This window comes from Streptomyces sp. NPDC029044 (genome assembly GCF_040637495.1).
Classification (GTDB): domain Bacteria; phylum Actinomycetota; class Actinomycetes; order Streptomycetales; family Streptomycetaceae; genus Streptomyces.
Genome location: NZ_JBEZWN010000005.1, coordinates 206,987 through 231,631 on the forward strand (window position 1 = coordinate 206,987; position 24,645 = coordinate 231,631).

The window sequence follows — 24,645 nt, forward strand, 5'->3', positions numbered from 1 at the left end:
TCGCAGCCCCGTGCCTAGCGGATGTTCGGGTCGAAGGTGAAGATCACCAGCGTGCCCAGCAGGATGGTGAACACCGTGGCCGTGTAGAGCAGGCCCTTGAGCCACAGCCGGGTGTTCGCGCGCTCCGCGTAGTCGTTGATGACCGTGCGCAGGCCGTTGGCGCCGTGCAGCATGGCGAGCCACAGCATCAGCAGGTCCCAGACCTGCCAGAACGGGGACGCCCAGCGGCCCGCCACGAAGGCGAAACCGATCTTGGAGACGCCGCCGTCCAGCACGAGCTGGATCAGCAGGTGGCCGAGGACCAGGACGACCAGCACGACGCCCGACAGGCGCATGAAGAGCCAGGCGGCCAGCTCGAAGTTGCCCCGGGTGGTCTTCGGGGTCTTCTTGGTGCGCTGGCGCGGGGCCTCGATGAAGGGCGCCGGGTTGTCGACGGTGTAGACGGCGCCGCCCTCGACGGGGCCGACGCCGGCAGCGGTCTTGTCAGTCGTGGACATGTGCGTCAGCTCCCGAACAGTTCACGAGCGGCGTGGCCGAGGACGGGGTAGATGGCCCCGAGCATCAGCACGACCCACAGGGCGACGACGGTCCAGAGCATCTGCTTCTGGTAGCGGGCGCCCTTGATCCAGAAGTCGACAGCGATGACGCGCAGGCCGTTGAGCGCGTGGAAGAGGATGGCGGCGACGAGGCCGTACTCCAGCAGCGCGACGATCGGCGTCTTGTACGTGGCCACGACGGTGTCGTAGGCCTCCGGGGACACACGGACGAGGGCGGTGTCCAGCACGTGAACGAACAGGAAGAAGAAGATGAGGACGCCGGTGACTCGGTGAGCCACCCAGGACCACATTCCTTCCCGGCCGCGGTACAGCGTTCCAGCCGGCACGGAAGTTTCCTCCGGGAGCGGGGATTGGGGCCGCGCCGGCTTGGTGTGTCGGTCGGGCCCGGCCGGGTACGGTCCACCGGCCCCCAGCATCGTAGCCATGCGCTGCGGCCGGGCTGCGCCGGGGTCCCTGGGTGTGATCAAACTGGCACGCAAAGAGGTACTGGTGGGCTAGTGCGGCCAGGGGGGTGGTGGGGGTCCGTGGGGTCGCCGGGGTGCGGGCGGTCAGGGGTTGATCGCGCAGTTCCCCGCGCCCCTGAGGGCATGCAGCAGACGTCCCCTCGCGAGGCGCCGGAGTTCGTCCGCCACGACCGCCCGCTCCTCCTCGGCATCGTTGGTCAATCGTGACCGGATGGACGCGAGGAGGCGGTCCAGGGTCTCCGACGGGGACAGACCGTCCAGGCAGATGACGAACACGTGTCCGAAGCGGGCCTCGTAAGCGGCGTGGGCCGCGCTCAGGGCGGTGTGCGCCGCGGAGTAGGTGTCCGGCGGGAGGGTGGGGAGGGGCTCGGCCGTCAGCGCTTCCGTGAGGTCGGGCCAGGACAGGTCGTAGGCCGCCTCGTCCGCTGCGGCCAGCAGGGAGTCCACATCCGGGTAGGGGCGGTGGTCCGCGACGCGACGGGCCCAGCGGAGGCTGCGCAGGCAGGAGAGCAGGGCCTGCTCCAGCTCCTGTGGGGAGGCTGCGTTGAAGTGCTCCACCGGTATGGCGAGTCGGCCGGGGAGGTCTGGGAGACGGTGCGCAGGCAGCGTGGTTCCTCGTGGGCGTCACGTGTGTCAGCAGGGCGAGCTGTGAGAGATGTGACGTCACGCTATCGAGTACGACCATGAGGTGTCCGAAGGATGCCTGAATTTCACCCGGGAGGGAGAGATTCGGCACGCGTGGTGGACGCGCGCCATGCGGCCCCGGGTTTTAGGTTGGCTGAGTGAGTCAGCACAGGCGCCGGACTTCGGCGAAGCAGGAGAAACAGCGGCAGGTGCTGGTCGTGGCCATGGCTGTAGCCCTGGTCGTGGTCGCGGCCGGGGTGAGTCTCGGGCTCTGGGCGGCCTCGGGCGGCGACGGCGGGTCCACCGGCGCGGAGGCCAGAACCTCGCAGGGGGCCACGGCGGCCGCGCCCCCGGACCAGGCGCCGGAGGCGGCCCCGACCCCCGGTCCGACGCGCTCCTACCCCCTGTCCGAGGCACCCCGCACCATCCCCGCCGTGCGCGACCACGAACCGGCGCGCGGCCCGGGCTGGCAGCCCGGGAAGGGCAACCGGGTCGTCGTGGACGACCCGGCGCTGGCCGACGAGGGCCGGCTGGTCGCGGGCGAGCTGGGCATGGCGTACGCGGGTGAGAAGGCCGACAAGAAGGCCGGGGACCTGCGCCTGGCGCTGAACGGCGACGAGGGCGCCAACCCGGAGTCGTACACGATGACCGTGCGCGACGGGCGGGTGGAGATCGCCGGGCCTTCCGACGCGGGGGTCTTCTACGGCACCCGCACGCTCAAGCAGGAGACCCACGACGGCGGCACGGCGCCCGAGGGCGTCGTGAAGGACGAGCCGGCCAAGCCGCAGCGCGGGTTCATGCTGGACATCGCGCGCAAGAACTTCACGGCCGGCTGGATCGAGGACCGGATCCGGGAACTGGGCGACCTGAAGTTCAACCAGCTGGGGCTGCACTTCTCCGACGACCAGGGCTTCCGGATCGAGTCCTCCTCCCATCCCGAGGTCGTCTCGCGGCAGCACCTGACCAAGGCCCAGGTGCGGAAGATCATCGACCTGGCGCGGAGCCGGCACATCACGATCGTCCCCGAGATCGATTCGCCCGGGCACCTCGGCGCGGTCCTCGACGCCCACCCCGACCTCCAGCTGCGCTCCGCGCAGGGCTCGGCGGTGCAGGGTGCCATCGACATCTCCAAGGCCGAGAGCGCCGAGATCGTCGACGACCTGCTGAACGAGTACGCGGACCTCTTCCCCGGCGGGCCGTGGCACCTCGGCGGCGACGAGTACCAGGCGCTGACCCGGTCGAACCCGGAGGCGTCGTTCCCGCAGCTGGCCGCCGCCGCCCGGGAGAAGTACGGCTCCGGCGCCACGGTCGCCGACCTCACCACCGGCTGGCTGAACGACCGGGCCGACACCGTCCGGGGGCACCAGCGCGTCCCGCGGGCCTGGAACGACGGTTTCTTCCGCGGTACCTCCGTCCAGGCCGCCAAGGACATCCAGGTGGCCTACTGGACGGGCAAGGAGATCGGCGCCCGGGCTCCCCTGGAGTACCTGGAGGCCGGCCGCAAGGTGATCAACTACAACGACGAGTTCCTGTACTACGTGCTCGGCGAGCCGCAGACCTTCGTGTACCCGACGGGTCAGCGGATCTACGAGCAGTGGACACCCCGGGTGCTGCGCGGCACCGCGGCCGTCCCGGCGCGCTACGACGGCCAGATCCTCGGCGGGTCCTTCGCCGTCTGGTGCGACCTCGCGGACTCCCAGACACAGGATCAGGTGGCGGCCGGGATCCGGATGCCGCTGCGGGCGACGGTCCAGAAGCTGTGGGACCCGGACCGGCCCGAGCTGTCCTGGGCGGAGTTCCGGGCGCTGGCGGACCGGCTCGGCTGACCGGAACGAATTGGCGCATACGGCTGCGAACTCCCGTACGGCTGTGGTGGTCTTCTGACGCGAGTGGAGTCGAATATGCCGGGGGGAACCGGGACATGGGCTACTGGGGATATTTCGTCGTGGGCCGGGGGGAGCGGCCGCTGCCGGAGCTGGACGCGCTGGCGGGGGCCGGGGAGGGCCCGACGCAGCGCGCCTCGGCGCCGGGCGGGTGGCAGGTGTGGGAGTACCCGAGCAGCGACGGCGACATCGGGAACATGAACGCCCTGGCCCGGGAGACCGGGGCGCCCGCGCTCTTCGGGTACGTCATGAACAGCGAGTGCGTGGTGCTGGAGGCCGCCGCTCCGGAGAGCGGGGCGTGGACGACCTGCCTCGCGCGTTCCGCGATGGCCGGGTACCTGGGGGCGGGCCGCGAGGGCCTCACGCTGGAGGACTACTTCCTGGAGCCCGGTGACGCCGCCGAGCGCGCCGTGCGCTGGGCCGCCGAGGCCGGGTGCGATGTGAACGCCGACGCCGTCCTCGCCGTACTGACTTCAGACCCTGACCCCCTGGCCGAAAACCTCTTGTTCCGCTTCCTCGACCGACTGGGTGTGGTGCCCCTGTGACACTCCGGGGCCGTTGCGCGCAGTAAGGGGAAGTGCGGGTTCCGTGAGGGGTGAGGGCTGGTGGCGGCCTGATCGGGCCCCTGAGAAGGCCCGCGGAGGGAGGCGTGGATGAGCCTGGTGGAGTTGATCGCACAGGCCGACGAACGCGGGCTGGCCGCGAGCGGGCTGGCTTGTCTCGATCGGTGCGTGCCCCTGCTGGGCGGCGACGACGAGACCTTGCGGCCGGTGTGGGCGAGCCTCGCCGACGACGCCGGCGCCGGCGAGTGGGGCGAGCGGCTGGAGCAGGCGCGCTGCAAGCTGGATGCGGCCGGCGCCGGGGACGAGGCCGTCACGCTCGCCCACCGGATGCTGGAGGCCGCTCCCGCCGAGCGCTCGGCACCGGGGCTCCGGGTGTGGGCCGACGCCTGCTCCGTCGCCTCCCTTCAGATCCACCGGCTCCTGGACACCGCCCAGGACGAGGCCTCGTCCGTCGACTCCCGCCGCGAGGGCCGTACGGACGGCATGTCACCCCTCGTCGCCGCCGAACTGCGCCGCCAGGTCATCGTCCTTGAGGTCCTGGCCGGACACGGCCCGGCCGGGCTGCGCCGGGCGCTGGAGGTGTCGACCGAGGGGCGGCGGGTGCTGCGCGCGGTGGTCTCCCGCCGGAACCGGCAGCAGGACTGACGGGGCGGGCCTTCAGGTGCCCGACCGGCGTAAACCCCGTTCCTGGGAAAGTCCTGTGACTGTCCCTTGGGTGAGGTGGGGCGGTCCTGCGCCGCTTCGGGGAAGTCGCCGAATCCGGGTGACGAAACGCTTCGCCGCAGCGCTTTCCGGGATGTGACGACTCAAGCGGAGACCAGGCCATCGGCGGCTGCGAAGCCGCTGCGATGGGCGGCGGACACAGTGGCGACGATGCGCGAGGGAGCACGGCTGCGCCTCGACTACTCGGCACAGAGTCTGTGGAGCATCGACCGGATGATCGAGGGGATACGGCGGGAAGGAGCGCCCGAGGCCGCGGTCCACCAGGTACTGCGCGGCTTCGGCGCCTACACCGGTGAGGTGATCGTGCGTCAGACCGGCGCCGAATGGTGGGCGACCGGCGGCGACCACTGGATCCGCACCCCCGACGGGCGGCTGTGGGACCCCATCGACGAGGCCCGCCGCTGCTACGCAGGCCACGGCTCGCTGCGGTTGCTGTGCCGGGACGCGGTGAGCACCGGGCCCCGGCGGTAGCGTCAGCGCCCGAGCACGTCCTCGTCCTCCTCCGAGGGCCCGGGCTGTTCCACTGCCGGCGCGGCCGGCTCGCCGGCGTTCGCGGCCAGGGTGCGGATCTCGGGCAGGTCGTCGTACAGGTTCTGGCCGGGGCACGCGGTCGGGTAGCCGTCGCGGTGCCCGGAGATGCGGTGGAACGTAACCTTCTGCCCCAGCTTGTACTTGCCGTTGTCGGCACCGGCGGTCAGTACGACCGTCCCGGTCGGGTCGATGCCGTAGAGGCCGAGCTTCCACGCCGCGACCTTCGCCACCGACGCGCGCACCGCGGCGTTGGTGGCCGCCATGGAGTAGTCGCCGAGCACCGAGACGCTGCTGGTGGCGGTGTTGAACCCGTAGGCGTGCGCGCCGAGGACGGGCTTGTCGATGCCGCCCGCGCGGCCCTCGAAGACGGTGCCGCACTTGTCGACGAGGAAGTGGTAGCCGATGTCGTTCCAGCCGTTGCTCTGCACGTGGTACAGGAACACGCCGCGCACGATCGACGCCGACTCGGAGCAGGCGTAGTCGTTGCTGCCCGCCGTGTGGTGGACGAACATCGCCTTGGTGTCGCCGGTCATCGTGGGCGGGTCCTTCACCAGGGACTCGTCGGCGCCCCAGGCCGAACGCGACGTCACGACGGGACGCTCGGCGAAGAGCGGCCCGGCGGCCGGCCCGGCGCTGTCCGGCGCGATGTCGTCCGGTTCGACGACCGCGGTGTGCACGGCGTCCGACTCGGCCTCGGGGTCGACCAGTTCGACACGCAGCCCGGCCGGCAGGCGGGTGCCCGAGACACGTACCTGGAAGCCGTCCGAGGGCCCGGTCCACAGCGGCTGGGTGCTGCCGCGCACCCCGGGCCGATCGCGGTCGGGGCCCGCCTCGGGCGCACGGACGTCGGTCTCCAGGGGGCGCCACGCGCTCCACGCGCCGCTCTCCCGGGAGCGGGTGCGCACCTCGGCGATGCCGTCCAGGGCCGCGTCCGGGTCGTCCCAGGTGATACCGATCAGGCTGAACGGCTCGGAGGTGCGCGGGGCGAGGGACCGTTCGTGGGGGTCGCCGTCCGGCACCCGGACGGTGTGCACCTCGTCCGAGGAGACGGCCCGGGCGGGCTGGGCGAGGCCGAGGGCACCGAGGGCCAGGGCGGTGGCGACGGCGGTGCGCAGGAGGCGGGGTGTCATACGGCGCTCACCTTTCGTGGGCGGTGGCATCGCGAGCAGAGCTCCCCGGTGCGTCACTTGGCCGAAACCTCCCCGGGGCCGGGCTCCCGAGGACGGCGGGCGGGGTTGACCCGAACGGTCGCCCACGCCCGGAGCCTGACGCGCTGTGACACTTCCGCGAGCACCGGCGCTGATGACCGTGGGAGGACGCGCTGCCGGCACGGACGAGGACGGTACTTGGGTCAGGGAACGGAACGCCGGCGCGGACAGGCGTACGACGGGGAACTCGGCGCGGCCGTCGCGAAGGCCCAGCAGGGTGACGAGGCGGCCTTCGCGGTCGCGTACCGGTTCGTGCAGCCCGGACTGCTCGGCTATCTGCGCGGCCTCGTCGGTGACGACGCGGAGGACGTGGCGTCCGACGCCTGGCTGGAGATCGCCCGGGACCTCGGGCGGTTCCGGGGCGACGGGGCCGGCTTCCGCGGCTGGACGGCGACCATCGCCCGGCACCGGGCGCTGGACCACCTGCGCCGGCAGCGGGTACGGCCCCGGTCGTCCGCGCTGGAGCAGGACGTCCTGGAACTGCCGGGACCGCAGAGCACGCACGACCAGGCGCTGGAGGCACTCTCCACCGAACGCGCCCTGGAACTGGTGCGGGGGCTCCCGCGCGACCAGGCCGAGGCCGTGCTGCTGCGGGTGGTGGTGGGCCTCGACGGGCCGGCCGCCGCACGGGTGCTGGGCAAGCGGCCGGGCGCGGTGCGCACGGCCGCCCACCGGGGCCTGAAACGCCTCGCCGGGCAGCTGGGCGCGGAGAAGAGTGTGACGGATGAGGCTCCCCGGACGCTGGGTGAGTCGACGTGAGCGGAACCGGCGGTTTCGCTCACGGGCCGGGCGGGTCGCGCGGATCCGTCGTCCTGAACAGGGCGGAGCGGCGTGACGTACTGGGGCTCGGCGGACCGGGCGCGGCCGCCCGAGCGGACGGATCGATCGGATCGAGCAGGAACGGAAACGGACATGGGTGAACGGCAGAGCGACGGCGGGCTGTCCGGCCGTGGTTCCCGTCACGCCCTCCTCGACTCCGACGTGGAGGCGCTGATCATCGCCTCCCTCATCCGGGACGGCGTCGACGCGGAGGCCGAACAGCGGGCCGTGGCCGCCTTCCGGGCCGCCCGGGACGCCGGAGCCCCGGGGACGCGCACCCGCCGCCGGGACGACTGGCGTGCGCGGCAGCGGCGCTACCTGGGGCGGTCCCTGAAGACGACGCTCTCCGTGCTGCTCGCCAGCCTCACACTGGGCGGTGTCGCCGTGGCGGCGATCGGCGTGGCCGGATCGCCCGACGAGGGCCCGAAGGACACCCCCGACCGCTCGCCCGCGCCGAGCAGCGCCCCGCGCGACCCGGCGCAGAAGCCGCCCCGCGGCAGCCACAGCCCCGGCGCCGGCTCTTCTCCGGTCCGGCCGGACCGGCCGGGCCCCGCCCAGGACACCGAGGCCCACTGCGGCGCCTACGAGCGTGTCGGGGGACGCGGCGACGCCATGGACGCGACGGCCTGGCAGCGGCTCGTGGCAGCCGCCGGCGGTGAGAGGAACGTCACGGCCTACTGCGCCGGGCGACGGGACGAGCCGAAGGCCGGGAGCGGCGGCCCCGGGAGCGGCGGGCCCGCAGCGGGCGGCGGCGCACCGGCCGCGAACGACGGTGCGGACAAGGGGAAGGACAACGGCGCGGCCGACGACGGGCCGGACAGCGGCGCGGGCAGGAGCGGGAGCGAGGGCAAGCGCTCCCAGCCCGAAGGCCGGCCCAACGGCCGTCAGGGATAAGGGATTCCACGAAGCGCCGGCCGGCACCGCCCGGGGGCGCGCAGCCGCCGGCACCTGCCTTGGCAACGGCCGAGGCCGCCACCCCTGGCCCGGCAACGGCATAAGAGGCCTCTGACCAGGCGCTTTGCTGTTTAGGCGCAGGTTTTTGCTTCCCGGCCAGCCTGGCCCTCATCTGGGTGTTTCCGGCTGTTCCTGACCGCTACTGGTCACGCCTGGTCACGTGACCAATCTTCGGTCGGCCCTTGTCGGCCGCAGGGACGACCGGCCGCATGGACGACCCGTAACGCGTCACTTCGGCCTGGTTTCGCTCGGTGAGGTGGTGTGAGGCCGATCCAGGGGCTAATTCGAGTACGACGGAATCTGTCTAAGTATACTTAGACGCAATGCGTCGTGGTCAGGTGTAGGAGGGCGAGTGACGAAGAGCCTGTTGGCCAAGCCGGACGACGTGGTCGATCGGGACCGGGAGTGGAATTTGCTCACGGAGTTCCTCACCGATCCGGACCCGGCGATGCGGCTCGGCATCGTCTCCGGGCGGCGGCGGCACGGGAAGTCGTACCTTCTTCAGGCCCTGTCCGAGCAGGTCGGCGGCCTGTACGTCACAGCGGTCCGGGAGGAGGGGCGGCTGCCCGCAATCCAGCGCTTCAGCGACGCGGTAGCCACTCACGCCGGTCTTCGGCCAGGGAGTCTGCGTCTGACCGACTGGCGTGACGTTCTGTCCAACGCTCTTGATGTGACGGCCCGTTCGTCGAATCCGCTCCTGGTGATCGACGAGTTGCCGTACTTGCTCCAGCACTCGCCTGAAATTCCGGGACTGCTGCAACAGCTTTACGACGAGCGCCAGCAGGGCGCCCGGCCCGGTGCCGGGCCGGGCCCACGGCTGATCCTGTGCGGCTCCGCGATGAGCGTCATGCACGAGCTGCTCTCGGGGACCAAGCCGCTGCGGGGACGTGCCGTGGTCGACCTACGGCTGGGTGCCTTCGACTATCGCAACAGCCGGGACTTCTGGAAGATCACCGACCCGCTGACCGCGCTGAAGGTGCACTCGGTCCTGGGCGGAGCGCCTGGCTACCGACCGGTGGCTGGCCGACCGCATCCGGACGACGGCTTCGATACCTGGCTCACCCGGACGCTGCTGGACCCGGGGCGGGCGGTGTACTCGCGTACCGAGACCGAGTACCTGCTGCGCGAGGACCCGAGGATCACGCAGCACACGCTGTACTACGACATCCTCACCGCGATCGCGAACGGGGCCACCACCCCGAGCAAGATCGGTGCCGCGCTGGAGCGTCCGCGCAACGCTGTCGCTCACCCTCTCGGAGTGCTGGAATCCACCGGCTACATCCGACGGGAACAGGACATCCTCCGCTCCAGGCACCCCGTCATCACCCTCGCTGACCCTGTGATCCGCTTCAACCAGCTCATCACCCTCCCGCAGGCCGCCGCCGTGGAGCAGGGCTTCGCCGAGCAGGTGTGGCAGCAGGCCGCCCCGACCTTCAACTCCAAGATCCTCGGGCCGCACTTCGAGGACCTGGCCCGCGACTTCACCCGTCGTTACGCCCACACCCTGCTGCCCGGCGGTCTGCCCGGCCCGGTAGGCACCACCGAGGTCGCCGACCAGGCTGCCCGGACGAAGCACGAGGTCGACGTGATCGCCCTGGCCGCAGGCGAGCGCCCGCAGGCTCCCCGCGTGAGGATCGCGCTGCTGGGCGAGGCCAAGGCGACCGCCGCCCGCCGGGGCACCGGTGACCTGGAGCGTCTGGAACGTATTCGTGCCCTGCTCTCGGATCAGGGGTACGACACCGCTGCCACCGCCCTGGCCCTGTACTCCCTGCACGGCTTCTACCCCGATCTGGTCGACCTGGCCGACCGCCGTGACGACGTCCTCCTGGTCGATCTGGTCACCCTCTACAGCAGTTGACACCAAGAGCGGCCAGTCTTCGAACCAGTCAGGTGCCGCTGGTCGTCGGTGCGCCGACGGCCCGGGGAGGACCGACGAACTCCAGTGCGTCGCCGCTGAGGCCGGGATCGAGGATCTCGTGGTCGGCCCACCGCCGCAGTCCGAGGCTGTGCAGCGCGTACCCCGCCGGCACGCCGATCAGCCCGCCGATCACGCCGATCGCGGTCACCGAGACGAGCACGAGGCTCATGGTCTGCCGCGGCGACATGCCGATCGCCTTGCAGACGCCCAGGTCGCGGATGCGTTCCCGGGTGTCGAGGACCACGGAGTTGAGTACTGAGAGACCAGCCACGGTGATCAGCATGAGGGTGAGCAGCACCGCCATCGCGGCCATGATGAGGATGACGCCGTCCGGCCCGGAATCGGAGCCGGTCGTGGCGTCGCCTCCCAGCGGCTGTACGACCGCGGCGACCTCCCGGGCGTACTCGTCGGCGGAGACGCCGGACTTCGTTTCTCTGGAAGGCGAAGCTCGGCTCGCTCTGGGGTGACCAGGGTCTCGTCTTCGCGCGGGACGGAGGCATGCTCCGCGGGGACAATCCAGGCAAATCCCCAGTAAGAGCCCTAAACCGCGGAGACGGCCGAGGCCGCCACCCCCCACAGGAGAGGCCCCGGCCGTCGCGCGGCACGGGCCGCGCGGCGGCCCGTACTCCCTACAGCGCCCGGTGTGCGTTTTCTGTCACACCCCGCCGCGTCACGGCTCGGTTGCATCTCGGACGGCCATGGACGGGGAGTGGTTTCAGGTCGTAACGTGCCATTCGCGCCAACGCGGAGGCGGCAAGACCACCGCAACCACCTGCGGGCTTGTATCCGCAACCACCAATTGAGCAACCACAACGGCGAGAACCCGGTCCGCGAGAGCGGCGCCGGTCGAGGCGCAGAAGGGCGCGCGGTGCTGGGGGACGACGCGGAGCTGACCGCCGCGGTGCGAGCGGCACAGCACGGAGACGAAGACGCGTTCCGGACTGTGTACCGCACCGTTCACCCGCGGCTGCTCGGGTACGTACGGACGCTCGTCGGCGACCCCGACGCCGAGGACGTGACGTCCGAGGCGTGGCTCCAGATAGCCCGCGATCTGGAGCGGTTCACCGGCGACGCGGACCGGTTCCGCGGCTGGGCCGCCCGGATCGCCCGCAACCGTGCCCTGGACCACATACGCATGCGCGGGCGCCGGCCCGCGATCGGCGGTGACGAGACGGAGCTGACCGGCCGGGCCGCCGAGTCGGACACCGCCGGCGAGGCCATCGAGGCGCTCGCCACCGACGGCGCGTTCTCCCTGATCTCCCGGCTGCCGCAGGACCAGGCCGAGGCGGTCGTCCTGCGCGTGGTGGTGGGGCTGGACGCGAAGACCGCCGCCGAGACGCTCGGCAAGCGTCCGGGCGCGGTCCGCACGGCGGCGCACCGGGGTCTGAAGCGGCTCGCCGAACTGCTCGGCGACGACCCGCAGGCCGATCCGGAATCGGCCGGGGTGCTCGACGCCCTGCCGCCCCAGCGAGAACCGCGCGGCGGTGCCGTGACGTCCGCAGGTGTGACGCGTAGCGTTGCGCGGACGCAGAAGGATGTGTGATGGCCGACGAGCAGTACAGGTGGCTGGACCGCGAAACGGCGGAGCGTTTGCTGAGCGGAGAGCCACCCGGAGCTGTCGAAGGCGCCGGCCGGGACCAGGCCGAACACCTCGCCAGGACCCTCGGCGCACTGTCCGCCACACCCCCGCTGACCAGCGATGAACTCCCCGGCGAGGCCGCCGCGGTGGCCGCCTTCCGCAAGGCCCGCGCGGAGCGCGCCGACGCGACCGCGGCCCGTGCGGCCACCGGCGGACAGCAGGCTGCCGGGATCACCGACGCCGGGCTGGTCCGTATCGGTACCCCCGGCGGCAGCGGCGGCGGGACCGCCCGCCGGCCCCGCTGGGCTCGTCCCGCGCGCTTCGCCCTGGCCGCCGTGCTGGCCGTCGGCATGGCCGGCGGGGTAGCCCTGGCGGCCGGAACCGGAGCCCTGAGAGCACCGTTCGGCGGCGACGAGCCCGACCCCGGCGCCTCCGTCTCGGCCGCCGCCACGCACCCGGAACGCCCGCTGGTCTCGCCCTCGCCGAGCGACGCCGTGCAGGGCGGCTCCACCCCCGGCGACGCCCCGGGCGGCTCGGCGGCGGGCGGGTCCGGTACCGGGGACCGGGACGAGCGGCGCGACGGCGCGGCCGCGAAGCCGGACGAGCGGGAAGGCCGCTCCGGCGGCCACCACGAGGAGATCACCTCAGCCTGCCGCGACCTCCGCGACGGCAAGCGGCTCGACCACGACCGCAGGCGCGCCCTGCGGGACGCGGCGGACGGCCTCCGGGTGTGGAAGTACTGCAAGGGCGTGCTGTCCGAGGCCGGCCCCCGCTCCGGGGAGCGACGGCACGACGACCGCGCGGACCAGGGCCGGCACCACGGCAAGGGCGCGGACCGCGGCCGCGACCACAACCAGGACCACGACCGGAACCACGACCGGGACCGGAAGCAGGACCGGACGTCGGACCGGAAGCAGGACGGGAAGAGCGACCGGAAGTCCGACCGGAAGTCCGATCGGCGCTCGGGGAAGAAGGACTGACGGAAGCGCTCTCGCACCGCGGTGACCTGCGGTTTCGCGCTCCCTGAAAAATCTCCGGCCGAGGGTGTGACGTTTTCGGCCGCCCCGGCGCAGTAATGAGTGAGCCGACTGGTCATCGGCCGTCGCACAGAGCCGGGGTTCCCCCCGTACCTACGGCTCGTGCACCTGAGCGCGGGCGGGACACGTTCCCCCGGTCCCGCCCGCGCCCCAACTTCCTCTCCCCGCCGTCACCAGGACACGACGACCTTGTCCCCGTTGCGGACCTGCGCGTACAACTGCGCGATCGCCGTCTCGTCCCGCACGTTGACGCAGCCGTGCGAGGCGCCCGCGTAGCCCCGGGCGGCGAAGTCCGCCGAGAAGTGCACGGCCTGGCCGCCGCTGAAGAACATCGCGTAGGGCATGGGCGAGTCGTAGAGCGTCGAGACGTGATCGCGGGACTTCCAGTAGACGGAGAAGACGCCCTCCCGGGTCGGCGTGCCCCGCGAACCGAAGCGGACCGCCATCGTCGACACGGTCCGTCCGTCGACCATCCAGCGCAGCGTCCTGCTGGTCTTGTCGATGCAGAGCACCCGGCCGGTCCGGCAGCGCGCGTCCGGCGGGTCGGCCCGCTGGCCGCCCATCAGATACAGGTCCCACCGGCCCGGCTCGCGCGTCATGCGCAGCAGCCGCTGCCAGGTCACGGTGTCGGTCTTCCCGGTGCGCGGCAGCCCGCGCTTGCCCTGGAAGCCGCTCACCGCCCGTTCCGTCGGCTCGTCGTAGGTGCCCGTCGGCCCGGCGAACAGCCAGGCGACCTGCCGCAGCCGGGCCTGGAGCTCCCGGACGCCCCGGCCGGTGTCGCCGCGGGACCACAGCACGCGGGGCGGGGCGGGTGCGGTACGGGGCTTGTCGTCGTCCGGCCGCGGCGTGGGGTCCGGCCCGCCGCCGTCACCGGCGGGGGAGCGGCCCGGGGGCGGGGTGCCGCTGGGCAGCTCGATGTGCACCGGCGAGCGGCGCTTCCCCTCGCCGGCGGGGGTCTGCACCGTGCAGCCGGTCAGCGCGGCCACCACGACGAGTCCCGCTACGAACGCTCTCCCCATGCCCGTGGTACGCACACGGCCCCCCGCTCGTCTCACCGGTGTGCCCGGATGTCACCTGAGATGTTCCCCGGGCGTGACCGGCCGCGAACCAGGGGGCATGGTGGTGAGCGAGGTCACTCTCAGCGGGAGGCAACCCACCATGGTGCGTGAGTCGGAGTCCGGACTGCCCATCGAGCCGGTCTACGGGCCGCAGGCCCTCCAGGGCTGGGATCCGGCCGAGAAGCTGGGGGAGCCGGGGGAGTTCCCGTACACCCGCGGTGTGTACCCGTCGATGTACACGGGCCGTCCGTGGACGATGCGCCAGTACGCGGGGTTCGGTACGGCCGCGGAGTCCAACGCCCGCTACCGGCAGCTGATCGCGCACGGGACGACGGGTCTGTCGGTCGCCTTCGACCTGCCCACCCAGATGGGCCATGACTCCGACGCCCCGATCGCGCACGGCGAGGTCGGCAGGGTGGGCGTGGCCATCGACTCGATCGAGGACATGCGGGTGCTGTTCGGCGGGATTCCGCTGGACCAGGTGTCGACGTCGATGACGATCAACGCCCCGGCGGCCCTGCTGCTGCTCCTGTACCAGCTGGTCGCGGAAGAGCAGGGGGTCGGCGCGGACCGGCTGACGGGCACGATCCAGAACGACGTGCTGAAGGAGTACATCGCCCGGGGGACCTACATCTTCCCGCCGAAGCCGTCGCTGCGGCTGATCGCGGACATCTTCCGGTACTGCCGGGCCGAGATCCCGAAGTGGAACACCATTTCGATCTCCGGCTATCACATGGCCGAGGCGGGTGCCTCGCCCGCGCAGGAGATCGCCTTCACCCTGGCCGACGGCATCGAGTACGTGCGCACCGCCGTGGCCGCAGGCATGGACGTGGACGACTTCGCCCCGCGACTGTCGTTCTTCTTCGTGGCACGGACCACGATCCTGGAGGAGGTCGCGAAGTTCCGTGCCGCGCGGCGGATCTGGGCGCGGGTGATGCGCGAGGAGTTCGGGGCGCGGAATCCGAAGTCGCTGATGCTGCGGTTCCACACCCAGACGGCCGGGGTGCAGCTGACGGCCCAGCAGCCCGAGGTGAACCTGGTCCGGGTCGCCGTGCAGGGCCTGGCCGCGGTGCTGGGCGGCACGCAGTCGCTGCACACCAACTCCTTCGACGAGGCGATCGCCCTGCCCACCGACAAGTCGGCCCGCCTGGCCCTGCGCACCCAGCAGGTCCTCGCCCACGAAACCGACGTGACCGCGACCGTCGACCCCTTCGCCGGGTCCTACGTCATCGAGAGGATGACCGACGACCTCGAAGCCGCGGCCGTGGCGCTGATGGACAGGGTCGAGGAACTCGGCGGCGCCGTCGACGCCATCGAGCACGGCTTCCAGAAGGACGAGATCGAACGCAACGCCTACCGCATCGCCCAGGAAACCGACTCCGGGGAGCGGGTCGTCGTCGGCGTCAACCGCTTCCAGCTCGACGAGGAGGAGCCCTACGAGCCGCTGCGTGTCGACCCCGCCATCGAGGCCCGTCAGGCCGAACGCCTGGCCGAGCTGCGGGCACAGCGCGACCAGCCGGCCGTGGACGCGGCCCTGGCGGCGCTGAAGAAGGCCGCCGAGGGCGACGACAACGTCCTGTACCCCATGAAGGAGGCCCTGCGCGCCCGCGCCACGGTCGGCGAGGTCTGCAACGCCCTGCGCGAGGTATGGGGGGCGTACGTCCCGTCGGACGCCTTCTGACCGCCTGCCGGGGCGGGGATGTCGGACCCGCGTGCGACACTCATGCGCATGTTCGGCGTCGTTGATCTGCCCACCTATCTGGCGGGCCTCGTCCTGATCGTCCTGCTGCCCGGTCCCAACTCGCTGTACGTGCTGTCCGTGGCCGCCCGCCGTGGCGTGCGCGCCGGGTACCGGGGCGCCGCCGGGGTCTGGTGCGGGGACACGGTGCTGATGACCCTGTCCGCGGCCGGCGTCGCCTCGCTGCTCCAGGCGAACGCCGTGCTGTTCGCCGTCGTCAAGTACGCGGGGGCCGGATACCTGACCTGGCTGGCCGTCGGCATGCTGCGGGCCGCGTGGGGCATGTGGCGGGAGCGCGGGGAGCGGACCTCCGGTGGCGAGGCGCCCGCGCCGGCCGAGGAGCGGCCCTTCCGCCGCGCCTTCGTCGTCAGCCTGTTCAATCCCAAGGCGATCCTGTTCTTCGTCGCCTTCTTCGTGCAGTTCGTGGATCCGGCGTACGCCTATCCCGCCCTGTCCTTCGTCGTCCTCGGCGTCCTCGCGCAGCTCGCCAGCGTGCTCTACCTCAGCGCGCTGATATTCGGCGGCACCAGGCTGGCCGCCGCCTTCCGCCGCCGCAGGCGCCTGTCGGCGGGGGCGACCTCGGCGGCGGGTGCCCTGTTCCTGGGCTTCGCCGTGAAGCTGACGCTGGCGGGTCCGTAGGGCAGGCTGGCTAGCACCGGCCGAAGCGGGCCAGGTAGTCCGGGAGTCCTGCCGCCGTGTCCGCTGCCCAGCCGACATAGCCGTCGGGGCGGACGAGGTACAGGCCGGGCCCGTACGGGCCGGGTGCCGGGCCCCGCACGACCCGGATCCGCCCGCCGGGATCCGGTGCCGGCGCGCCGCCCAGGGCCAGCAGCGTCCAGTGCGGGCCGCGGAACGCGTCGAAGAGCCGGACGCCGGCCACCGTCCCGTCGGGTGCGCGGTCGCCCGCCCGCAGCGGGCCCGGGTCCGTCCGGGTCTCGCGGGTGAGCGGCGACTTCCGGTAGCCGAGCCCGAGTTGGCGGGTGGCTCCGCCGCGCCGGGTCTCGCCGCGGTGCACACGCGTGGACAGTCCGAGCATGTCGGCGGCCACGGGCCGCCGCTCCTCCTCGTAGGAGTCGAGCAGGGCCGCGTCGGCGCCGTCGCGCAGCACCGCGCCCAGCTTCCAGCCCAGGTTGTAGGCGTCCTGGACGCTGGTGTTGAGGCCCTGACCGCCCGCTGGGGAATGCACGTGCGCCGCATCGCCGGCGAGGAAGACCCGCCCGGAGCGGAATCGGTCGGCGAGGGCCGCCCGGGGGCGGAAGTCCGAGGCCCAGCGCAGCTCCGTGACGCACTCCGGCGCGAGGTGCGAGCGGGTGCCGACGACCTTCCGGATGCCCTCCAGGGAGAGGTCCGGTGCCGTCCCGTCCGGGAACTGCGCCACCAACTGGAAGTCCTCGGTGCCCGGCAGCGGGCAGATCGCGAGGAAGCCCTCCCCCTCACCGGGTGGGAAGACGTGCCAGTTGTCCCGGTCGAGGCCGCTGATCCGGACGTCCGCCACCAGCGTCGGGTTCGGGTCGACGGTCTCGCCCGTCATGCCGATGCCGAGCAGCCCGCGCACGGTCGAGCGGCCGCCGTCCGCCGCCACGGCGTACCGGGCGGTGACGGCGTCGCCCGAGGCGAACTGCGCGCGCACCCCGCCCTCGTCCTGCGTCAGCCCGACGAGCTCCATGCCGAAGGCCACCTCGCCGCCCAGCTCCGCCAGCCGCGCCCGCAGGATCCGCTGCGTGCGCCACTGCGGCACCATCCACGGTTCGTTGTACGGCGCGTCCTCGGTCGGCTCGGCCGTGTCGAACATCCGGTGCTCGCCCGCCCGCCGGCCGTCCTCCCAGATCATCCCCACCGGGTAGGTGCCGCCCGCCGCCCGGATCGCGTCCAGCACGCCCAGGTCGTCGAAGACCTCCATCGTGCGCGGCTGGATCCCCTTACCGCGCGAGCCGGGGAACAACGCCCCCGCCCGCTCGACGACCAGCACGGCCACGCCCCGCCGGGCGAGGTCGATCCCGAGTGCCAGGCCCGTCGGGCCCGCGCCCACCACCAGCACGTCCGTGTCCCTGGTCGTCCTCATCGGCAACCCTCTCCTTAACGCTGTTAAGTAGCTCATTTTCACGAGGGTCGCCTTAACGGTGTTAAGTTGTCAAGCGTGAGTACGGAACGACGCGAGCCCCTGGACCGCCGCCGGGTCGCGGACACCGCGCTGCGGCTGCTGAACGAGACGGGCCTGGACGGCCTGACCCTGCGTGCCATCGCCCGGGAGCTGGACGTGAAGGCGCCCGCCCTCTACTGGCACTTCAAGGACAAGCAGGCGCTGCTCGACGAGATGGCGACGGAGATGTTCCGCCGGATGATCGCCGGTACCGTCCTCGACCCCGCCGACACCTGGCGGGAGCGGCTGCTGAGGACCAACCGGGGGCTGCGGGCGGCGCTGCTCGGCTACCGGGACGGTGCGAAGGTGTTCAGCGGCTCACGCTTCACCGGCGTCGAGCACGCGGGGCAGATGGAGGACAACCTGCGCCTGTTCACGGCCGCCGGGTTCACCCTCGCTCAGGCGGCCCGCGCGCTCACCACGGCCTACCTGTACACGCTGGGCTTCGTCACCGAGGAACAGGGTGTCCAGCCGCTGCCGGGCGAGCGCCGCGAGGGCTACGACATGGACGAACGCGCCCGCCTGATGGCCGACTTTCCCTTGTCGGCCCAGGCGGGCGCGGAGATCTTCGAGGACTACGACCGGCACTTCGAGGAGGGACTCGCCCTCGTGATCGAGGGGATCGGGGCGCGCTACGGGGTGTCATGAAGCGGTCCGGCGCGTCAGGACCGTTTCGCGCGGGCCCGGCGCACCGCCCGGGTGATCACGGGCGGCAGCAGGTCCTTGGCGAGCCGGCGGGCCCGGGAGGGGGCCGGCCGGGCCGGGCGCGCCGCGGCCGACTCGGCGACCCGGGGAGCGGGGGCCGGCGCGGCCACGGGCTCCACGTAGTGCCGTGAGGGCGGGAAGGGCGGCGGCTTCATGCCCCGCGAGCGGGTCCGGATCAGCCGGTGCCCGGCCGCCTCCTGGAGGCTCAGCCCGACGTCCGAGCGCTGCCGCAGCATCTGGAGCAGTTCCTCCTGGAGCGGCTCCGGATCGCCCCAGGTGGCGTACAGCTTCTGCGTGCTGAGACAGATCGGGCGCAGACCTCGGTTGAGGACGGCCTCCCAGGCGGCGACCGCGACACCCGGGGTGTGCTCGGACCGGAAGTCGTCCAGGACCACGACGCCCTCGGGCAGCAGGATGTCGTGGGCCGCGCCGATATCGCCGTACACGTGCTCGTACAGGTGCGAGGCGTCGATGTGGATGAAGCGGCAGGTGTCCGGGGCCACCTTCTCGTCCACCAGGGAGCTGGGGCCGGTGATCACCGTCGGCAGCGTGTCGTGGAAGGAGAGGTAGTTCCGCTCGAACGCCTGCTGGGTGAGCGAGGCGTACGACTTCGAGGACTCCGCCTTGTTGGCCTCGTCCGGGGCGTCGCCCTCGAAGAGGTCGCAGACGGTGAACTGTTCGCCGTCCTGGAGGTGGTGGCCGAGGAGGATCGCGCTCTTTCCCATGTAGACGCCGAGCTCCAGCAGGTCGCCCTTTATGCCGGCCTTCTTCTGCTGTTCGAGGAACCAGGTGAACAGCGTCTGGTCCAGCGGCGGGAACCAGCCCGGGACGTCGGCGAGTTCGCCGGGGTGCGTGTCGGTCGCTTGTGCTTGGGTCATGAGGCGAGCCTTCTCTTCGAGCATTGCCCCGATCGACGGCCGGTTGAACGTCCCGTGAACAGGGTCAGCGGGTCTTCGTCAGGGCCGCCCGCAGCCGGGGCGTCAGCGGCTTCTCCACATACTTGTGCAGCAACCACGCCAGCAGCAGCATTGACGCCACCGTCAGCGCGAAGGTCACCCCTGAGGTCAGCCCCAGGCCGCGGTGCAGGGCGTGGATCACGACCCAGCCGAGGTGCTCGTGGACCAGGTAGAAGGGGTACGTCAGCGCGCCCGCGACCGTCAGCCACCGCCAGTTCACGCGGCCCAGCAGGCCCAGCGCGATGGCGGCGACCGCCACGAAGCCGAACGTCACGACGGCGACGATCCCGAACGAGGAGCGGTAGGAGAAGGCCTCCGGGTCGGGCGCGTGCCACAGCCCCTGCACCGCGTAGTGCTGGCCGATCAGCCAGCTGACGGCGACGATGGCCCAGCCGTAGACGTCCCGCCGGTCGCGGTGCACGAGGTAGAGGCCGACACCGCCGATGAAGAAGGGCGCGTACTCGGGCATCAGGACGATGTCGAGCAGCGGAATGTTCGCGTTCTCGGCGATCACCGCCGCCAGCGTCCAGCCCGCGCAGAACATGACCACCCGGCGGCGGTTCGCTCCGGGCAGCACGACGCACAGGGCGAACAGGGCGTAGAAGCGGACCTCCGCCCACAGGGTCCAGCACACCCCGAGCACCCGGTCCACGCCCAGCGGCATCTGAAGCATGGTCAGGTTGACCAGGGCGTCGCTGGGCGAGACGGCCCGGTAGGCCACCACCGGCAGCGCGAACACCGCCGTGACGAGGAGCACCGCCACCCAGTAGGCCGGCAGCAGCCGGGAGGCGCGGGAGGCGAAGAACGACTTCAGGGGACGGCCCCAGCCGCTCATGCAGATCACGAACCCGCTGATCACGAAGAAGACCTGGACGCCGAGGCAGCCGTAGGCGAACAGCGAGTGCAGGGTGGGGAACTGGTCCCTGGGCGAGGTGCCCCAGGCCTCGGCGACCTCACCGCCGCGTCCGCCGTAGTGGTACAGCGCCACCATCAGCGCGGCCACCAGCCGCAGTCCGTCGAGGGCACGCAGCCGGCCGCCGGAATCCCTTCTGCGCCGTGGGACGGTCGTGGCGCCCGGTGGATCGACCAGCACGGCGACACCGGGCTGGGGCTTGCGGGTGCTGACGACCGTCTCGGTCACGCTGGAAACCTCTGTGTGGCTCGTATGTCCTTCGTCTGGGCCGCCTGTGGGCGGGCGCCTGTCACCCTAGGACGAGAGTTGACGCAAACGCGTTCGACGGCGACAGGCTTCGCCCGCCGGTCTCCATGGGTTCATCTGGATGTCGCCCGGGGGCGGGGCGCCGGGCGGGACCGGCTTCAGCGGCGTACCGCCTTGCGCAGCGCCCGGGCCCTGCGGACCACCCGGCGTGCCGTGGAGTTGCGCGGCAGGAACGCCAGCCGCTGCGGGATGCCGCCGGGCAGCCCGAGCGCGGTCAGGCGGCGCTTCTTGAAGTAGCGCCGGGTGCGCGGCCCGAGGTGCCGGGCGAGGAACTGCTCGGCCTGCGGGCGCAGATCCGGGTAGATCTGCGGCTGCATGGTGAACCCGAGGGCCGTCAGGAGGCCGGACAGCCGCTCGGCCGGCAGGAGGTCGCCGTCCTCGCCGCTCTCCAGGTCGGGCAGCAGCGCGTCCGCCAGGGTGGCCGGAACCCGGTTGCTGTTCTGGTACGGCGTCAGCCGTTCCAGCAGCAGTTCGGTGCCGATGCGCGCGGCCGGCAGGTCGTAGAACACGGAGGCGGTGAACAGCGCGGTCGAGAAACAGCCGACGACCAGCGCGGGCCGGGCCCGGTCGAACAGCACCTCGGCGAGCACGGGCGTGTCCAGGACCGTGAGGTCCACGCCGAGCTTCTCGGCCTCGGTCTCCAGGGCACGGCTGTAGCGGGCCGGTGCGGTCGGGTGGGGCTTGAAGACGACCGTGCGGTGGCCGCGGGCGACCGCGCCCCGCATCATCCGCACGTGCAGGTCCTCTTCCTCCTCGGGAGAGAGGATGTTCAGCGCGGACAGGTACTGGCCGAGCAGCAGCGCCGAGTCGCCGGGCACGTCCGGCAGTTCGGGCACCGTCTCGGTGACCTCGCCGAGCACCTTCAGGAACGCCGGCGTCGGCACCAGGTGCGCCGGCACGCCGAACTCGGTGAGCAGCACCGGCGTGAGCCCCGGCACCAGATCCAGGTGCAGCAGCCGCCGCACGCGTGTGCCGACCAGCGGGTCGAGCTTGTTGCGCGTGGGGCCGTAGCTCATCAGTCCGTCGGCGTAGACGTCGATGGGCGCGTCGGTGAACAGCTGGGCCAGCGTCAGCGCGGGCGCCACCTGGATCGACTCCAGCACCAGGCTGACCCGGTCGTCACCGAGGCCCCACAGCAGCCGCAGGTGGCGCTCGAAGAGCGGGACGTCGTCGGCGCGCGGCGCCCAGGCCCCGGGGTGGAAGGGGCGGATGGCCTCGTTCCAGGACAGCACCTCGTCGAAGTGCTCGCGCAGCGGCGCGAAGCCCGGCATCTCGTCGAGGGCCGGAGTGGTCTCCGGGGTCGTGGAGTTGTTGAACACCAGCAGCACCCGGCGGTCCGGCTCCTCGAAGAGGCCGGAGTCGATCGCGGCGGCCAGGGTGGCGACGCCGTAGAGCGTCGAGGCGCAGAAGATCTGAGTGGTCCCGGGCATCAGGCGGCCGCTCCCGTCGGGGTGACCCGGCGCCGCAGCCGCCGCAGCTTGGACGAGCGGTCCATGTCCATGGCCTCCAGTGCGTCGGCGAGCGCGTCCTGCGGCATGCGCTTGATGGCCGCCGCGCTCATCGACCGCAGCTGCCTGGCCACGGCCGGTTCGAACCTCTCCTCGTTGGAGAGGTGGTGGGCGATGATCGCGCAGTAGGTGCGTACCGCCTTCGGCAGCAGCCGGTCGGCGTCGCGGTCCGCGGCCGTCTCCTCGATCACCTGGTCGAAGGCGCGGATGAAGTCGAGCTGGCGGACGTCGCCGATCTGCGTCAGGGACGAGGCGACCCCGCGCCGGTAGAACACGCCCAGCAGGCTCACCACGGCGAACGACTCCGACTCGCGGTGCAGCTTCCAGATCCACGGCCGGTCCTCGGCCGTGCGCAGCCCGTCGGTGAAGTGGAGCAGGCCCTTGTCGACGAGCCGGCGGTGGTAGGCGCCGGCCCAGGCGTAGGCGTAGTCCACCGAGGTCGAGCGGTGGGCGGGCAGGATCGCCTCGCGCGGGCTGAACACCTCCCAGCGCCGGCCGATCGGCACCCTGCTCACGGAACGGGCCCGGGCGGTGGCCTGCACATGGTCCGTGCGCACGAAGTCGCACCCCAAGTCGTCCATCGCGGACACCAGTTCGGCGAAGTAGCCGGGGGCCAGCCAGTCGTCGCCGTCCAGGAACGTCAGGTACTCGCCCTGCGCCGCGTCCAGGCCGGTGTTGCGGGCGGTGGCGAGCCCACCGTTTCGCTCATGCCGGATGTACCGCACCTGGGCGACATCCGAAAGGTCCTCGGCGGCTCGTTCGAGAATGGCCGGAGTTTCGTCCTTCGAATGGTCGTCGACCAGGATGAACTCGAAATCGCGGTCGGCGTTCAACCGAAGGCTTCTGAGGGTGTCCGGGGCATATTGCTGCACGTTGTAGAACGGCACGATCACGGAAAGCTTAGGCACCCGCAAAACGTTAGGAGGCCGCCCGGCAGTGGAACTTTCCGATGAAGGTACACCGGGTGAACTCCATGTGTCAGAACGGTGCACCCCGTGTACTTCCCGCCTTCCAGCAGGCCAGTTCGGCTCTCGGTGGGCTGTTGTTAACTTTTCGTTGAGTCGCGGTTCCGCCATACCTAGGATTCGCTTCCTAGCGTCTTCGACGTGCCAGTAAGTACACCGAAGCGCCCGCGAATCGCGGTCCTTGCGGACTCCGACACCCGATGGAAATGGGGTGCGCTGACCGCGGACCGCATCGCACCGGGACCGTCCATGGAAACCGCACCGCGCAAGGGCGCGCAAGTCCGCCCCCGACTCGACGGATTCCTGCTGCGGGGCCGGGCGACGCCCACCCCGCGCCAGCTTCAGGAAGTGGGCGTGCGCGCCGACTCACTGCGGGAGGTCACCGCCGTCGAGTTCCTGCGCGCCATGGCCGAGGAGTCCTACGACCTCCTGGTCCTCTCCCTCGTGGGCGGCGGTGTGCAGGCAATGCTGCACGGGCTGAAGCACGCCTGGCAGGACCGCACCGCGCGGCCCGTCGTCGTCACCGGCTACGTCGGCGTCGTCTACGAGAAGCTCGCCGACGGCCTGCTGCTGCGGCACGGCGCGGACCTCGTCCTCGCCAACTCCCGCCAGGACGCGGACCGCTTCCGGGCCGTGTACGAAGGGGTCGGCGCGGACGCCTCGGCGGTGACCGAGGTGGCCCTGCCCTTCCTCGGCGGCGCGTCGTACGAAGGTGAACACGACCCCTGCACGGTCGTCTTCGCCGCCCAGCCCTCCGTCCCGGAGAGCCGCAGGGACCGTACGTACCTGCTGAACCGGCTGGTGCAGCACGCCCGCCGGCACCCCGAGCGCGAGGTGCTGCTGAAGCTGCGCTCCAAGCCCGGCGAACACACCACCCACATCGAGGAGTTGCCGTACCAGAAGCTGGTGCAGCGCCTCGATCCGCCCGCCAACTTCCGCCTGGTGTACGGCAACATGGGCGAGGTTCTGGACCGGACCGACCTGCTGGTGACGGTCAGCTCGACGGCCGCCCTGGAGTCGCTGCACCGACGGATCCCCACGGTCGTCCTGACCGACCTCGGCATCCGCGAGTCCCTCGGCAACCACCACTTCGTGGGCTCCGGCTGCCTCGCCTCCTGGGACCAGCTCGACGCCGGGCACCGGCCCGTGCCCGACGAGGAGTGGGTCTCCCGGCAGGGCGTCGCGGCGGACGGTTCCTACGCCTCGGCCTTCGACGCGGCCCGGGGGCGCATCGCCGAGCTGCTCGACCGGCCCGGCGGCCTGCCCCCGCTGGACCCGTACTACACCCCCGTCACCGCGCCCGGCTATCTGCCCGGGATCCTCGCCCGCCACCACCTCGGCCCGGACGGCGCCCCGCTGCCCGGCGCGCCCGCCGCCGACAAGGACCCCGGACCGGTCCGGCAGATCGTGCGCCGGGCGGCACGCGGCGCCTACCGGCACGGCGTGCAGCGCGTGGCGCCCGTCATCCGGCGGATGGGCGAGCTGTGAGCCGCCCC

At 71.9% G+C, this 24,645-nt stretch carries 24 protein-coding genes; 13 read left to right on the forward strand and 11 right to left on the reverse strand.

The window, feature by feature from the left end:
• Positions 1–14: 14 nt before the first annotated feature.
• From AB0E85_RS07220 to AB0E85_RS07230, 3 genes are all read right to left on the reverse strand, one after another.
• Complete coding sequence (locus AB0E85_RS07220; protein WP_189591659.1) at positions 15–497, reverse strand: succinate dehydrogenase hydrophobic membrane anchor subunit; 483 nt, start codon at positions 495–497, stop codon at positions 15–17.
• Positions 498–502: 5 nt separating this feature from the next.
• On the reverse strand, positions 503–883 hold the full coding sequence (gene sdhC, locus AB0E85_RS07225; protein WP_031107855.1) for a succinate dehydrogenase, cytochrome b556 subunit: 381 nt from the start codon (positions 881–883) through the stop codon (positions 503–505).
• Between the two features lie 222 nt (positions 884–1,105).
• Positions 1,106–1,579: a 2-oxo-4-hydroxy-4-carboxy-5-ureidoimidazoline decarboxylase gene (locus AB0E85_RS07230; protein ID WP_361923499.1), complete on the reverse strand. Its 474-nt coding sequence runs from the start codon at positions 1,577–1,579 to the stop codon at positions 1,106–1,108.
• A 290-nt stretch (positions 1,580–1,869) separates the two neighbouring features.
• On the opposite strand from AB0E85_RS07230, the gene AB0E85_RS07235 reads away from it, so the two are divergent.
• The 4 genes from AB0E85_RS07235 (at position 1,870) to AB0E85_RS07250 (ending at position 5,285) form a co-directional block, all read left to right on the forward strand.
• Entirely contained in the window at positions 1,870–3,471 is a 1,602-nt protein-coding gene (locus AB0E85_RS07235; protein WP_361923706.1) for a glycoside hydrolase family 20 protein, read from the forward strand.
• A 95-nt stretch (positions 3,472–3,566) separates the two neighbouring features.
• Positions 3,567–4,073, forward strand: a complete 507-nt coding sequence (locus AB0E85_RS07240) for a hypothetical protein (RefSeq protein WP_361923502.1) — start codon at positions 3,567–3,569, stop codon at positions 4,071–4,073.
• A gap of 108 nt (positions 4,074–4,181) precedes the next feature.
• Positions 4,182–4,736, forward strand: a complete 555-nt coding sequence (locus AB0E85_RS07245; RefSeq protein WP_361923505.1) for a hypothetical protein — start codon at positions 4,182–4,184, stop codon at positions 4,734–4,736.
• A 153-nt stretch (positions 4,737–4,889) separates the two neighbouring features.
• Positions 4,890–5,285: a hypothetical protein gene (locus AB0E85_RS07250; protein WP_361923508.1), complete on the forward strand. Its 396-nt coding sequence runs from the start codon at positions 4,890–4,892 to the stop codon at positions 5,283–5,285.
• Between the two features lie 2 nt (positions 5,286–5,287).
• Here the strand turns inward: AB0E85_RS07250 and AB0E85_RS07255 are convergent, their stop codons facing one another.
• The gene (locus tag AB0E85_RS07255; RefSeq protein ID WP_361923511.1) at positions 5,288–6,475 is read right to left on the reverse strand and encodes an N-acetylmuramoyl-L-alanine amidase; all 1,188 of its coding nucleotides are present in this window, start codon (positions 6,473–6,475) and stop codon (positions 5,288–5,290) included.
• Positions 6,476–6,691: 216 nt separating this feature from the next.
• On the opposite strand from AB0E85_RS07255, the gene AB0E85_RS07260 reads away from it, so the two are divergent.
• The 3 genes from AB0E85_RS07260 to AB0E85_RS07270 all read left to right on the forward strand — a co-directional run bounded on the left by AB0E85_RS07260 (position 6,692) and on the right by AB0E85_RS07270 (position 10,184).
• Positions 6,692–7,312 carry an RNA polymerase sigma factor gene (locus tag AB0E85_RS07260; protein WP_361923514.1) on the forward strand — a complete coding sequence of 207 codons (621 nt, stop codon included), beginning with the start codon at positions 6,692–6,694 and terminating at the stop codon, positions 7,310–7,312.
• 153 nt (positions 7,313–7,465) lie between these two features.
• Positions 7,466–8,266, forward strand: coding sequence for a hypothetical protein (locus AB0E85_RS07265; RefSeq protein ID WP_361923517.1), 801 nt, complete (start codon positions 7,466–7,468; stop codon positions 8,264–8,266).
• Between the two features lie 412 nt (positions 8,267–8,678).
• Positions 8,679–10,184: an ATP-binding protein gene (locus AB0E85_RS07270; protein WP_361923520.1), complete on the forward strand. Its 1,506-nt coding sequence runs from the start codon at positions 8,679–8,681 to the stop codon at positions 10,182–10,184.
• Between the two features lie 28 nt (positions 10,185–10,212).
• Here the strand turns inward: AB0E85_RS07270 and AB0E85_RS07275 are convergent, their stop codons facing one another.
• Positions 10,213–10,557, reverse strand: a complete 345-nt coding sequence (locus tag AB0E85_RS07275) for an FtsX-like permease family protein (protein ID WP_361923523.1) — start codon at positions 10,555–10,557, stop codon at positions 10,213–10,215.
• Positions 10,558–11,112: 555 nt separating this feature from the next.
• Between AB0E85_RS07275 and AB0E85_RS07280 the strand changes: the two genes are divergently transcribed.
• Both AB0E85_RS07280 and AB0E85_RS07285 read left to right on the forward strand, forming a co-directional pair.
• Positions 11,113–11,787, forward strand: a complete 675-nt coding sequence (locus tag AB0E85_RS07280; protein WP_361923708.1) for an RNA polymerase sigma factor — start codon at positions 11,113–11,115, stop codon at positions 11,785–11,787.
• Positions 11,787–12,803: a hypothetical protein gene (locus AB0E85_RS07285; RefSeq protein WP_361923526.1), complete on the forward strand. Its 1,017-nt coding sequence runs from the start codon at positions 11,787–11,789 to the stop codon at positions 12,801–12,803. The genes AB0E85_RS07280 and AB0E85_RS07285 overlap by 1 nt, the downstream gene beginning before the upstream one ends.
• Positions 12,804–13,030: 227 nt before the next feature.
• Here AB0E85_RS07285 and AB0E85_RS07290 read toward each other — a convergent pair whose 3' ends face one another.
• Positions 13,031–13,879 (reverse strand): L,D-transpeptidase family protein, encoded by an 849-nt coding sequence (locus tag AB0E85_RS07290; RefSeq protein WP_361923529.1) that lies wholly within the window; start codon positions 13,877–13,879, stop codon positions 13,031–13,033.
• A gap of 139 nt (positions 13,880–14,018) precedes the next feature.
• On the opposite strand from AB0E85_RS07290, the gene AB0E85_RS07295 reads away from it, so the two are divergent.
• Together AB0E85_RS07295 and leuE are read left to right on the forward strand one after the other, a co-directional pair.
• Positions 14,019–15,599, forward strand: a complete 1,581-nt coding sequence (locus AB0E85_RS07295) for a methylmalonyl-CoA mutase family protein (protein WP_361923532.1) — start codon at positions 14,019–14,021, stop codon at positions 15,597–15,599.
• 48 nt (positions 15,600–15,647) lie between these two features.
• Positions 15,648–16,295 (forward strand): leucine efflux protein LeuE, encoded by a 648-nt coding sequence (gene leuE, locus AB0E85_RS07300; RefSeq protein WP_361923535.1) that lies wholly within the window; start codon positions 15,648–15,650, stop codon positions 16,293–16,295.
• A 10-nt stretch (positions 16,296–16,305) separates the two neighbouring features.
• On the opposite strand, the gene AB0E85_RS07305 is transcribed toward leuE, so the two are convergent.
• Positions 16,306–17,718: an FAD-dependent oxidoreductase gene (locus tag AB0E85_RS07305; RefSeq protein WP_361923538.1), complete on the reverse strand. Its 1,413-nt coding sequence runs from the start codon at positions 17,716–17,718 to the stop codon at positions 16,306–16,308.
• Between the two features lie 75 nt (positions 17,719–17,793).
• Between AB0E85_RS07305 and AB0E85_RS07310 the strand changes: the two genes are divergently transcribed.
• Complete coding sequence (locus AB0E85_RS07310; protein ID WP_361923541.1) at positions 17,794–18,444, forward strand: TetR/AcrR family transcriptional regulator; 651 nt, start codon at positions 17,794–17,796, stop codon at positions 18,442–18,444.
• 14 nt (positions 18,445–18,458) lie between these two features.
• Here AB0E85_RS07310 and AB0E85_RS07315 read toward each other — a convergent pair whose 3' ends face one another.
• The 4 genes from AB0E85_RS07315 to AB0E85_RS07330 all read right to left on the reverse strand — a co-directional run bounded on the left by AB0E85_RS07315 (position 18,459) and on the right by AB0E85_RS07330 (position 23,092).
• A complete protein-coding gene (locus AB0E85_RS07315) occupies positions 18,459–19,379 on the reverse strand; it encodes a class I SAM-dependent methyltransferase (protein ID WP_361923544.1) in 921 nt (306 codons plus the stop codon).
• Between the two features lie 64 nt (positions 19,380–19,443).
• Positions 19,444–20,550 carry an acyltransferase gene (locus AB0E85_RS07320; RefSeq protein WP_361923710.1) on the reverse strand — a complete coding sequence of 369 codons (1,107 nt, stop codon included), beginning with the start codon at positions 20,548–20,550 and terminating at the stop codon, positions 19,444–19,446.
• A 224-nt stretch (positions 20,551–20,774) separates the two neighbouring features.
• Positions 20,775–22,106, reverse strand: a complete 1,332-nt coding sequence (locus AB0E85_RS07325) for an alpha-2,8-polysialyltransferase family protein (RefSeq protein ID WP_361923547.1) — start codon at positions 22,104–22,106, stop codon at positions 20,775–20,777.
• Entirely contained in the window at positions 22,106–23,092 is a 987-nt protein-coding gene (locus AB0E85_RS07330) for a glycosyltransferase family 2 protein (RefSeq protein WP_361923550.1), read from the reverse strand. The genes AB0E85_RS07325 and AB0E85_RS07330 overlap by 1 nt, the downstream gene beginning before the upstream one ends.
• A 198-nt stretch (positions 23,093–23,290) precedes the next feature.
• Between AB0E85_RS07330 and AB0E85_RS07335 the strand changes: the two genes are divergently transcribed.
• The gene (locus AB0E85_RS07335; RefSeq protein WP_361923553.1) at positions 23,291–24,637 is read left to right on the forward strand and encodes a DUF6716 putative glycosyltransferase; all 1,347 of its coding nucleotides are present in this window, start codon (positions 23,291–23,293) and stop codon (positions 24,635–24,637) included.
• Positions 24,638–24,645 lie beyond the last annotated feature (8 nt).